Raw genomic sequence first — 11,249 nt, 5'->3', positions numbered from 1 at the left:
GCACCGATGATTGCGGCTTCTCCCCGTTCGGCGATGACGTTTCCACGCCGCGCGACACCGCGTTCGCCAAGATTCGCGTGCGGATCGAAGGCAACCAGATGGCGTCCAAGCGTCTCGGCGTCTAACTCCACGGGCCCGTCGCGCTGCGGCCGCATTCCGCCGCAGCTGGCGCCCCGGATGATGGCCAGGCGCCAGCCCGCCCGAGGTCGAGATCCTGCTGCTGCGGGGCCGAGCCGCCGCTCTCCAACCATAGATTGCGGCTCGCCCGCCCCCGAGATCACACTGAGCCCGGAGTTCCCGCAGGGCGCGAGCCGCCCGCTCGGAGGTGCCGCATAACTACCAGGGCACGAAGTTGCGACCGTCTAGCAGCTCGGCTGGGACGGGGTGAAGAACGGGGAGTTGCTTCGGAACGCAGCAGGCAGGTTCGACGCCTTCATTACAATGGATCAGAACCTACCCTTCCAGCAGAATCTCACGGCGCAGCCACTCGGGGTGCTCTGCTGCGCGCTCCCTCCAATCGGCTTCACCATCTTCGACCTCTGGCGCCTGCAATTCTCAGCGCGCTCAACGGCCTTCGGCCTGAAGAGCTCCGGCGGGTTGGTGCCTAACACCATCAAGAAGTTACCTGTCAAGGGGTCGCAGTAGTCCCATCGCGGCGAGCGCAGCTCGCCGAGCCTTCACGGCCATGCTGCGCGAGAAATACCGGGTCGTCGTCAAGGCGGTCCCGAAGCATTGGCTCAATGGCATCCGCGTATCGACGCATGTGTTCAACACCGAGGAAGAAATCGACCTCCTTCTGCAGTGCGTTGCGGGCCGAGCTTGCGTGAGAGCGGCGCACGTCGGGACTCGTCGCGTGCCGCCTAACTATGGGTTGTAGCTGACGGCGCGCCGCCGGGTCAGACATCAGTGCCGTGCGCCGTGGCGTTTGCGGCTCACTTATCGTATGCTCAAGGCGGTTACCCAGCGGTGGCCGTTCGGTGCACCCGCCGCACCGTGCCCGGCGGCGTCGCCGCAGCTAAACCTTGTTCGCTAGCGCGCACGCCCTTCGCATTGGCCTCGATTCAGGCCTAGCATTAGATTCCAATTGCGTCTCATCGGAGGCTTTCGATGAAGGTCCCGCCCGAGCAACTTGAAGCCGAACTCCTGCAGCTCCCACCTCACGTGCGCGCGCGCCTAGCCGAAGCGCTATTGGCGAGCTTGGACGAGGCTGACTCCGAGCTCGATGTCGCGTGGGGTGAGGAAGCCGAGCGCCGAGCCGACGAACTCCGCTCTGGCCAGGTGGCGCCGGTACCAGCTGCAGAGGCCAAGGCTCGGGCACGGTCGCAGCTTCGGTGACGCGGCTTGGCTACCACCCGCTAGCCGATAAGGAACTCAGCGCTGCCGCTCTATTCTATCATCACCAAGCCCACGGCTTGGGCGGCGAGTTGCTGGACGAGGTCGAGCATGCAGAAGCGCTCCTCGTCGCCTTTGTCTTCCGACCTCTGACCGGGTCGAGATCGTGGCTCCTGAGCGAAATGTGAGCGTCGGAATTCTCAGGGGCCATCACCGGTGCGAGTCTTCACACGGGCTCCGGTTGAACCTGTCGAGCCGGTTGGCTGCGCCGGCCCACTTGCAGTAGGTTGTTCACGAACAGCGCACCAGCGCGGCCAGGACGCCGGCTCGCAGGTTAAGCGCACTTTGTTAGGCGTCAGCCGTATGCCTTAGAGCCGACACCAGAGTAATCATCGGTGAGTGAGCAGGTACGAATCGCCTTGGGCGATATCCTAGAAGGTATGGAGTTTCAGTCTGACGAGCTCACGGCCTACGTGAATCGTCTGACGGGCCGAGTCATCATAGTGAGTGACGAGGCGCTCAGGGCGGCTGAGCAGGGGACGGGCGACGAACTAGGAAGCGAGCCGGCCGAGCTGGCGGATGCCAAGGCGATTCTCGCAGGCCGGGACGATTATCTTCCTCTTCCGGATCGGTTTGAAATCGACGAGTATCACATGATGGTGGACTTTGCGGCGCGCATTCAGGACCCTGCGGGCCGGGCAGAGGTATCGGATGCCCTACACGGGAGCGGAGCGTTTCGCCGTTTCAAGGACGCGGTGCATCGCCTCGGTCTGGCCGACGACTGGTACGCCCAGCGAGATCGCGGTTACGAGCAAGTAGCGCGACAGTGGTGCGAGGAGAGTGGACTGGCGCTCGATGCAGGAATCGCCGACGCCTAACAAGCGCTGAGGCCGTGTGACAACTCGCGGATGGGCACAAAGATGGGGTCTTCCGACCCGCTGGACTGTCCTGCGGTGCACCACCCGGCTAGGGGCGGCCCCCGCCTTGCGGAGTTGGAAGCCGCGATGCGCGCCCTGAGCCGCACCGCATGGCCCGCCTCCGCCTCGGTCACGACCTGGGTCGTCGATCGTGACGCGGACGGCCGCTCGGAGCGGTCGGCGAAGCGCGTGCTCGCTGCCATCCTCGACGCAACTCCTACCTGACCCACAGCGCGCCGACCCGCCCCTTCCTGACCGCGGAATGGCGGCAGCTCGTCATGGCCAACTTCGCGGTGGATCCGTCCGTGCTGGCGCCCCACGTGCCCGCCGGCACCCTGCTCGACAGCTGCGGCGGCACGACGTACGCGAGTGTGGTGGCATTCCGGTTTCTCGGCACCAGGGTGCGCGGAATCCCTGTCCCGTTTCATCGCAACTTCGAGGAGATCAATCTCCGCTTCTACGTGCGCCGCCAACACCCCGAGGGCGTGCGGCGCGGGGTCGTGTTCCTGAAGGAGGTCGTGCCGCGTTGGGCGATCGCCGCTGTGGCGCGGCGCGTCTATCACGAGCCTTACATCGCGCTTCCAACGCGCAGCACGATCGAGCCGCCGGGGCGGCAGGGGCGGACGTTCGCCTACGGTTGGCGCCTCGCGTCCGGCTGGTGCGCACTCGAGGCAAGTGTAAGGGATGCGCCGGCGCTGCCGGCCGCCGGCTCCGTGGAGGAGTTCATCGCCGAGCACTACTGGGGTTACAACCGACAGCCGGATGGCTCCACCATGGAGTACCGGGTGGATCATCCGCCGTGGAAGGTCTGGCACGCCACTGGCAGCCGATTCACGTGCGACGTGGCCGCGCTGTGCGGGCCGGCGTTCGAGCGGTGGCTGACCGCGCCGCCCGCGAGCGTATTCGTCGCCGATGGCTCGCCGGTCACCGTGTACCCCGGGCGGCGGCTGACTTGATTGCGCCGGAGCGGCTCGGATTCTGGCGCCGCCGGCCGGGCCCGCGTAGGATGGGGCACCCGTAACAGGAGTGATGCCATGCGACCGAGCGCGATCCCACTCCTTCTCCTGGTCGCGGCGTGCGGCAAGTCCGACGCGCCGAGGATGCAGAACGCGGATACGCTGACCCAGCGCCAGCGGGACAGCGTCATCGGCGCGTCAGGGCTGCCGGGCGCGCAGGGGATCTCCAAGGCGCAGGCGGCACAGGACTCCGCCAACGCGCGGACCGCGCGGGCCGATTCGATAGCGAGGGCGGACACGGCCCAGTGAATTGACCTTCAGGAAGTCTGGGCCGCGCTCCCGATCTGAGCCGAAGTCGGGATTACCCCGCCCGAGCACTCAGAGCCAGCGGAAGATCCGCACCGCCACGCCGAAGCTGACGGCGCCCCACAGCGCCACGATCGCCAACTCGCCGCCCTGACTCACGATGGACGCCCCGTCGATCATGATCGCCCTGAGGGCGTCGGCCAGCGCGGTGAGCGGCAACACCTTGATGAACGGCTGCATCACGTCGGGGAAGTTCGCCGCCGAGAAGAACACCCCCGAGAGAAACCACATCGGCAGCATCACGACGTTCATAAGCCCCGCTACCGCCTCGACGGTCTGGGCCCGGCTCGCGACGAGGAGGCCGAGGCTGCTGAAACAGAACGAGCCGAGCAGGGCCACGCCGAGGAGTGCGGCCATGCTGCCGCGCACCGGCACGCCGAACGCCCACGCGCCGAAGGCCGCGATCGCGCCGGATTCCACGGGCACGAGCGCGAAGCGGACGACCAGGTAGGAAGCCAGGTAGTGCCAGCGCCGCATCGGTGAGGCTACCAGCCGCTTCAAGAGCTTGCGGGTCCGGTTCTGCACCACCGCGAACCCGACGCCCCACAACCCCGCGCCCATCAGGTTCATGCCGATGAGGCCCGGGATGAGGAAGTCGATGTAGCGCGAGCCCGTCTCCGTCACGCGCCGGTCGGTCACCGCGCGCGCGTCCCGCCGGCCGAAGGCGCGCTGGAGCGCGTCGTCGGTGGCGAGCCGCGCGATGCGGCTCTCCGTGCGCTTGGCGTCATAGCGATAGGTGACCGGGTTCCCGGCGACCACCAGGAGGACGACGCGTCCCGCCCGCAGCTCGCGCTCGGCCTGGGCACCGGGCAGCAGTACCGGCGTGACGTCGGCGCTGGTCCGGAGCGCGGCCACCAGCGAATCCGCCCCGTCGCCGATCTCGACCCCCACCCGCACCTTTTGCGGCCCCCGGTTTCGGAACGCGATGCCGAGCACGACGGCCAGCAGGATCGGGAAGACGAACGCCCAGAACAACGCCTCCGGCATCCGGTAGAACTCCCGGAACCGGCATAGCGTCAACTGCCAGAGCGCACTCCCCCTCATCACCTCATCACCTCATCACCCATCACATCTCACCCACCTATCTCAGGTCTCACGTATCCCTCAAATGCCTTCCCGTGAGATTGAGGAACAGGTCCTCCAGCGTCGCGTGATGGGTCCTCAGATCGGTGAGCACCACCTGCCGCCGCTCGAGTTCGGCGATCAGCGCCGGCAACGCAGTGTGGACCTCCGACACCGACAGCATCCAGCGCCCGCCCTCCGCCCGCGCGTCCTTGACCCCCGGCAGCGCCGCCAGCGCGTCCACACCGATGGTACCGCTCCCCGCTCCCCGCTCCCCATCCACCGTAAACTCCACCACCTGCTCCGCCCCCATCGAAGCGATCAGCTCCTGCGGCGCCCCCAACGCGATGATCTTCCCGTGGTCTATCACCGCCACTCGGTCGCATAGCCGTTCCGCCTCCTCCATGTAGTGGGTGGTGAGGACGACGGTGCCGCCGCCCGCCCTGAACCGGGTGACCACGTCCCAGAGCTGACGTCGCGACTGCGGGTCGAGGCCGGTGGTCGGCTCGTCGAGGAACAGGACGTCGGGCGCGCCAACCAGCGCGCAGGCGAAGGCGAGGCGTTGCCGCTGGCCGCCCGAGAGCTTCACCACCCACGCCCGCTGCTTCTCGCGCAGCTGGACGATGTCGAGCACGTCGTCCACCGCGCGCCCGCCGCCGTACAGGCCGCGGAAGAGGGTGATCGTCTCGCGCACCGAGAGCTTGTCGCTGAGCCGCGTCTCCTGGAGCGCGACGCCCAGCCGTCGCCGCAGCTCGCGTTCGTGCGTCGCCCAGCGCATGCCAAGGACTTCGATCTCGCCCTCATCGGGCTGGAGCAACCCCTCCAGCATTTCGACCGTGGTCGTCTTGCCGGCGCCGTTCGGCCCCAGGAGCCCGAAGCACTCGCCGCCGCGAACCTCGAGATCGAGGCCCGCGACGGCGACGACATCCTGGTACCGCTTGATCAACCCACGACAGCGGATGACGGAGGCGTTCGACACCAGGCTACCCGGCCGGGCGCGCCGGCCCGCTGGCCAGCCGGCGCGTCCTCACGACGTGACCACTACCTCGTTCCCTTCGATTCGCGCCGCATAGGTCTTGAGTGGGCCGATGCTCTCACCCGTGTTGGGGCCATTCACCACCGCGCCCGAGGTCGTGAAGCGCGAGCCATGACAGGGGCAGTTGAGCGTGCTGCCGGGAGAGCCTGGAAGGCCCACCGTGCACTGCTGGTGCGTGCACTGGCGAGAGACGGCGACGACCGAATTGGTGGAAATGCGCGTCACCGCGATGCCCTGGTTCCCAAGGCCGACGCCGGCGATGTTGATCGTGGCGCCCACGGCCGGCAGCGGCGCGCGGGCTTCGGTAGCGCCGCCACCGCCGCCACCACCGCCGCCACCGCCGCCGCCGCCGCCCCCCGGGTTCATGGGATCTTCACCGCCACCGCACGCGGCGGCCGCAGCCGCCACCAAGACCCCACTGGACGTCTGGACGAACCGACGACGCGTCGGCATGGGCCCGCTTACCCGCGCCGCCCGATAGGCACGTACGCCCTCCGCTTCGGCCCCACGTACACCTGCCGCGGCCGCGCGATCTTCTGCTCCTTGTCCTGGATCATCTCGGACCACTGCGCCACCCAGCCTGGCAGCCGGCCCAGCGCGAACAGCACCGTGAAGTAGTCGGTCGGATATCCCATCGCCTGGTAGATCAGGCCGGAGTAGAAGTCCACGTTCGGATACAGCTTCCGCGAGATGAAGTAGTCGTCCTGCAGCGCGATGCGCTCCAGCTCCAGCGCGATATCCAGTTTCGGGTTCATGCCGGTCTGGGCGAACACGTCGGTTGCGACCTTCTTGATCAGCTTGGCTCGCGGGTCGTACGACTTGTACACCCGGTGCCCGAAGCCCATCAGCCGGCCTTCACCCTTCTTCACCCCCTCGATGAAGCCCGGAATGCGGTCCTTGCTCCCGATCTCGTCGAGCATGCGCAGCACCGCTTCGTTGGCCCCGCCGTGCAGCGGCCCGTACAGCGCCGCGATCCCGGCCGAGACCGCCGAGAAAACGTCCACCCCTGAGGAGCCCACCGCGCGCACCGCGCTGGTCGAGCAGTTCTGCTCGTGGTCGGCGTGGAGGATGAGCAGGATCTCGAGCGCGCGCTGGAGGACGCGGTTGGGTTCATGCTTCCCGCCGATGCTGAAAGTCATGTTGACGAAGTTGCCGATGTAGTCGAGGTCGTTGCGTGGGAACTCGTACGGGAGACCGCGGTTGTGCCGGAAGCAGAACGCCGCGATCGTCGGCAACTTGGCCATGAGCCGGACCCGCTGGATGTAGCGGTTCTGCGGATCGTGCACGTCCTTCGCGTCGGGGTAGAAGGTCGACAGCGCGCCTACCGTGCTGAGGAGCATGCCCATCGGGTGCGCGTCGTACCGGAAGCCCTCGAGGAACTTGATGATGTTGGTGTGGACGTAGGTGTGGTAGCGGATGTCATCCGTCCACACCTTGAGCTGCGCGGCCGACGGCAGCTCGCCCTCGTTGAGGAGGTAGGCGACCTCGAGGAACGTCCCGTGCTCCGCGATCTCTTCGATCGGGTAGCCACGGTACTCCAGGATCCCCACATCGCCGTCGATGAAGGTGATCGCGCTCCGGCACGCCGCCGTGTTCATGAAGGCGGGATCGTACGGCATCAGACCGAAGTCGTCGGGCGCGGTCTTGATCTGGCGGAGGTCCATCGCCTTGATCGTGCCGTGCTCGTCGACCGGGATCTCGTAACTCTTGCCGGTGCGGTTGTCGGTGACGGTCAGACTATTCGTCGGCATGGAAGTGCCTCGGTGGGAGTTGGTGCCCGGCCGCGGCGCGGCCCGTGGCGCCGTTAAGTATCGCCACTCGCCACCACCTTGACGAGTCCCGTCCCGATGTCGTACACCCAGCCGTGAAGGCGCGGGATGCCGGGCGTCTCCTCCCATTGCCGGCGCAGCACAGTGAGGTGGGAGAGGTGCTGGAGTTGGAGGCGAACGTTCTCCTCGACGACGAGGCAGAGGTAGTCGTCTCCATCCATCGTGCTCCGGTCGCGGGCGAGGGTCTGGTCCACCGTACGCTTCGCCCAGGCCGCGATCATCAGCCAGTCGCCAAGGTACCCCGCGGGGAGCTTCGGCTGGCAGGCCGCTTTGACGCCGCCGCACCCGTAGTGCCCGCAGACCACGATGTCCGGTACCTTGAGGACGGACGTGGCGAACTCGATGACCGACGCGATGTTGACGTCGTTGTAAGCCACGATGTTCGCTACGTTGCGGTGCACGAAGAGGTCACCGGGACCGCACCCCAGCACCTCCTCGGCGGGCACCCGCGAGTCCGAGCAGCCGATCCACAGCAGCCGTGGGCGCTGGCCGCCCCGGTGGCGCTCGAAGAAGTCGGGATCGCCCGCGAGTTGCGCGGCGGCCCATTCGCGGTTCTTCTGTAGCAGGTCGGAAAGGGGCATGGCTCTGAATCTCCCTGCGCGAGCGCACATTGCAAGTTTCTTCGAGGCCACCCTCCGCATCCGCCCCGGGGAAGGCCGCCGCACGGCGCTGCTCTTCCTGCACCTCCTCCTCGCCTCGTCCGTCTTCATCCTTGGCCGCACCGTCCGGGATACGCTGTTCCTCAGCCGCCTCTCCGATCCGCTGCGGGTCCTGCCGTGGATGTTCGTCCTCTACGGCGTGGTGTCGGCCATTACAGTGGTGCTGTACTCGCAGGTCGCCGACCGGGTGGCGCGACACCGGATCATCGTCGTTTCCACCGGCGTGGGCATGGTCACCTACCTCGCGACCTGGGCGTTCGTGCGCGCGGAAGCGGAGTGGATCTACCCGGTCTTCTACGTCTGGTCGGAGGTGGTGGCCAACCTGTTCATCGTGCAGTTCTGGACCCTGGCCAACGACCTGCACGACGCGCGCGCCGCCAAGCGGCTCTTCGGCACCATCGGCGCGGCGCGGGTGCTGGGCATCGTCGTGGTCGGCCTCGGCAGCGGCGCCATCGTGAAGGCGATCGGGACGCCGCAGCTGATCTTCGTTCTGGTGGGACTGATGGCGGCGATCGCGGGCCTCGCGCTCGCGCTCGCGCGGGAGCCGCGCGCCGAGAGCCAGGCCCGCGCGGGGGCGCAGCCGAAGCGTCACGGGCCGCCGCCCCGCATCATCACGCACCCGTACGTTCGCGCGCTCGCGGTGATCACTCTCCTCACGTTCGTCGCGCTCACCATCGGCGACTACCAGTTCAAGGCGATCGCCCGCGACACCTTCCGCGGCGACGACCTGGCGCGGTTCTTCGGCCTCTTCTACGCCGGCACCGGCACGGTCTCCTTCCTGTTCCAGGTGTTCCTCACGCCGCGCATCCTGGCCCGGCTCGGCGTGGGCGCGGGGATGACCGCCATGCCGGGCGTCTTCGGCGCGGCGAGCACCCTGCTGCTCCTGATGCCGATGATGCCGAAGCTCGCGATCGCGACCGTGATGAAGTTCGCCGATAACGGGTTCCAGTACACGATCCACGAGACGACGCTACAGGCCCTCTACGTCCCGTTCGCGCCGGAGGTGAAGGCGCGGACCCGCGCATTCCTGGACGCGGTCGTGAAGCCGCTCTCCTACGGCGCGGGAGGCGTCGCGCTCCTGCTGTTCGCCCACCACCTGTCCGTCCCGCACCTCTCGTTCCTGACCGTGCCGGTCGTGATCGCGTGGTTCGCGATGATCCCGCTGGTGCGCCGCCGCTATCTCAGGACCCTGGAAGAGACGATCTCGGCGCGCGGCGCCCTGGCGCTCGACCACGAGTTCCTGCTGGACTCGGCCGGCCGGGACGCGCTCATCGCGACGCTGCATGCCGGCACTTCGAGACAGGCGCTGGTAGCATTGGAGCAACTAGCCGCCGACCGGTCGCCGGAGCTGCTGCAGGCCGTAGCACAGCTCGCGAGTCACGAGGATCCGACGGTGCGGACCGCCGCGCTCTACCGGCTCGCGCACTCGGGTGGCGCCGGGGCCGACCCCGAGCCGGCGAGGCGGGCGCTTTCCGACCCCGAGCCCGAAGTGCGCGCCGCGGCCGCGGCGGCGGACGCGGCCCTCGCGGAGGACGAGTCGGTCGACGCGCTCGTCCCGCTCCTCGCCGACCCGGCGCCCGACGTGCGCGTGGCGTCGCTGGCCGGTCTCCTCAAGCACGGCGGCCTCGAGGGCGGCATCGTGGGCGGGGCGGAACTGGGCCGGCTGTTGGCCTCACCCGACCGCGACGACCGCGTAGCAGCGGCCCGCGCGCTGCGCCACCTCGGGCCCAGCGCGTACCGGCCGCTGCGCCGGCTCCTCACGGACCCCGACGCCACGGTGCGGCGCGCCGCACTCAAGTCGGCGCCCGGGGTAGCCGATCCACGCCTCGCGCCCACCCTCGTGGCCGCGCTCTCCGACCCGCCGACCCGGCGCCGCGCCGGCCAGGCGCTCATCGCCATCGGTGATGCGGCCGTGGGGCCCGTCGCGGCGCTGCTCGATGAGCCCGTCGCACCGCGGTCGGTGAAGCTGGTGGTGCCGCGGCTGCTTCGGCGCATACCGTGCCCCGAGTCGTACCGCCGCCTACGCGAGCACGTGTCCGTCGTGGACAGCCATCTGCGCCTCCGCATCCACGCCGCGCTCTCGCACCTGCGCGAGGAGCTGCGGCGCAAGCCGGAGCCGCTGCCCTTCGTGCAGCGCCTGGTGCATGAGGAGATCGTGGACACCTACAAGAACCTCGCGGGGTGGGAGGTGTCCCGTCCGTTCTACGAAACCCCGCTGCTGGAGGAGGTCTTCCAGTTCCGCCAGCAGCGCGCGGTGCGGCGCATCCTGCGCATCCTCGAGCTGCGCTACGATCCCGAGCCCCTGCGCCTGGTGCGCGAGCACACGGCAGACCCGAAGCGCCGCGCCAACGCCCTCGAAGTGCTCGACACGATGCTCGACCCGCCATTGCGCCCACTGGTGATGCCATTCCTCGACGACGTGCCCGTGCCCGAACTGCTCAAGCGGGCCGCCGCGCTGGTGCCGCCACCGCCGGCGCCCCCCGAGTTCATGCGGCTGCACTGCCGCCACCCGAACCCGTACGTGGTGCTGCTAGCGCTCGACTCGCTCTCCCGCCGCGGGGACCAGGTGGGACGAGACGAGGGCGCGACCCTGCTCACGCACCCGGACCCGCTGGTGCGCGAGGGCGCGCTGCGCGCCGTGGCCGCCGGCGACCCCGCCGGAGCGGCGCCGCTCGTCGCCCGGCTGCTGCATGATCCCGACCGCATCGTCGCGAACCAGGCGCACGCGCTGCTCGCGCGGCTCGAAGGCCGCGCCATCCCGGAGGACACCATGTACTCGACCGTCGAGAAGATCCTCTTCCTCAAGAGCGCCCCCGTCTTCGAGCGCGTGAGCGGCGAGGACCTCGCGCCTCTGGCCCGCGTCGCCGAGGTCGAGACCTACTCCAAGGGGCGCACCGTGTTCACGGAGGGCGAGCTGGGCGACGCGCTGTACGTGATCGTCCGCGGCTCCGTCTCGATCAACCACGACGGAGAACGGATCGCGGCGCTGGGGCCCGGCGAGGCGTTCGGCGAGATGGCGGTGCTGGACACCGAGCCGCGCAGCGCCACGGCGACCGCCGAAGAGGAGTGCGAGGTCCTGAGGATAGGCAGCG

The 11,249-nt window shown here is 68.6% G+C and carries 11 protein-coding genes; 6 read left to right on the top strand and 5 right to left on the bottom strand.

Translation table 11 applies throughout. The annotated features are described in order from the left end of the window. Positions 1 to 441: 441 nt before the first annotated feature. From Q8Q85_14500 to Q8Q85_14480, 5 genes are all read left to right on the top strand, one after another. Positions 442 to 645: a hypothetical protein gene (locus Q8Q85_14500; protein ID MDP3775466.1), complete on the top strand. Its 204-nt coding sequence runs from the start codon at positions 442 to 444 to the stop codon at positions 643 to 645. Between the two features lie 1,082 nt (positions 646 to 1,727). After that, positions 1,728 to 2,210: a UPF0158 family protein gene (locus Q8Q85_14495; protein ID MDP3775465.1), complete on the top strand. Its 483-nt coding sequence runs from the start codon at positions 1,728 to 1,730 to the stop codon at positions 2,208 to 2,210. Positions 2,211 to 2,336: 126 nt separating this feature from the next. Next, positions 2,337 to 2,474, top strand: coding sequence for a hypothetical protein (locus Q8Q85_14490; GenBank protein ID MDP3775464.1), 138 nt, complete (start codon positions 2,337 to 2,339; stop codon positions 2,472 to 2,474). Continuing rightward, positions 2,471 to 3,205 (top strand): DUF2071 domain-containing protein, encoded by a 735-nt coding sequence (locus Q8Q85_14485; GenBank protein ID MDP3775463.1) that lies wholly within the window; start codon positions 2,471 to 2,473, stop codon positions 3,203 to 3,205. The genes Q8Q85_14490 and Q8Q85_14485 overlap by 4 nt, the downstream gene beginning before the upstream one ends. A gap of 78 nt (positions 3,206 to 3,283) precedes the next feature. Beyond that, entirely contained in the window at positions 3,284 to 3,514 is a 231-nt protein-coding gene (locus Q8Q85_14480) for a hypothetical protein (GenBank protein MDP3775462.1), read from the top strand. Between the two features lie 69 nt (positions 3,515 to 3,583). On the opposite strand, the gene Q8Q85_14475 is transcribed toward Q8Q85_14480, so the two are convergent. The 5 genes from Q8Q85_14475 to Q8Q85_14455 all read right to left on the bottom strand — a co-directional run bounded on the left by Q8Q85_14475 (position 3,584) and on the right by Q8Q85_14455 (position 8,079). Beyond that, entirely contained in the window at positions 3,584 to 4,615 is a 1,032-nt protein-coding gene (locus tag Q8Q85_14475) for an ABC transporter permease (GenBank protein MDP3775461.1), read from the bottom strand. Positions 4,616 to 4,664: 49 nt separating this feature from the next. After that, positions 4,665 to 5,612 carry an ABC transporter ATP-binding protein gene (locus Q8Q85_14470; protein MDP3775460.1) on the bottom strand — a complete coding sequence of 316 codons (948 nt, stop codon included), beginning with the start codon at positions 5,610 to 5,612 and terminating at the stop codon, positions 4,665 to 4,667. Between the two features lie 48 nt (positions 5,613 to 5,660). Further along, positions 5,661 to 6,035, bottom strand: a complete 375-nt coding sequence (locus Q8Q85_14465; protein MDP3775459.1) for a Rieske (2Fe-2S) protein — start codon at positions 6,033 to 6,035, stop codon at positions 5,661 to 5,663. Between the two features lie 95 nt (positions 6,036 to 6,130). Beyond that, positions 6,131 to 7,420 carry a citrate synthase gene (locus Q8Q85_14460; protein ID MDP3775458.1) on the bottom strand — a complete coding sequence of 430 codons (1,290 nt, stop codon included), beginning with the start codon at positions 7,418 to 7,420 and terminating at the stop codon, positions 6,131 to 6,133. A gap of 53 nt (positions 7,421 to 7,473) precedes the next feature. Continuing rightward, positions 7,474 to 8,079 (bottom strand): carbonic anhydrase, encoded by a 606-nt coding sequence (locus Q8Q85_14455; GenBank protein MDP3775457.1) that lies wholly within the window; start codon positions 8,077 to 8,079, stop codon positions 7,474 to 7,476. Between Q8Q85_14455 and Q8Q85_14450 the strand changes: the two genes are divergently transcribed. Beyond that, positions 8,078 to 11,249 (top strand): Npt1/Npt2 family nucleotide transporter (locus Q8Q85_14450; protein ID MDP3775456.1); only part of this gene is annotated, 3,172 nt, incomplete at its 3' end. The genes Q8Q85_14455 and Q8Q85_14450 overlap by 2 nt on opposite strands.

Source organism: Gemmatimonadales bacterium (assembly GCA_030697825.1).
Taxonomy (GTDB): Bacteria; Gemmatimonadota; Gemmatimonadetes; order Gemmatimonadales; family JACORV01; genus JACORV01.
The sequence above is the reverse complement of the archived record's forward strand: the minus strand, read 5'-3'. Positions and strand labels throughout refer to the sequence as shown.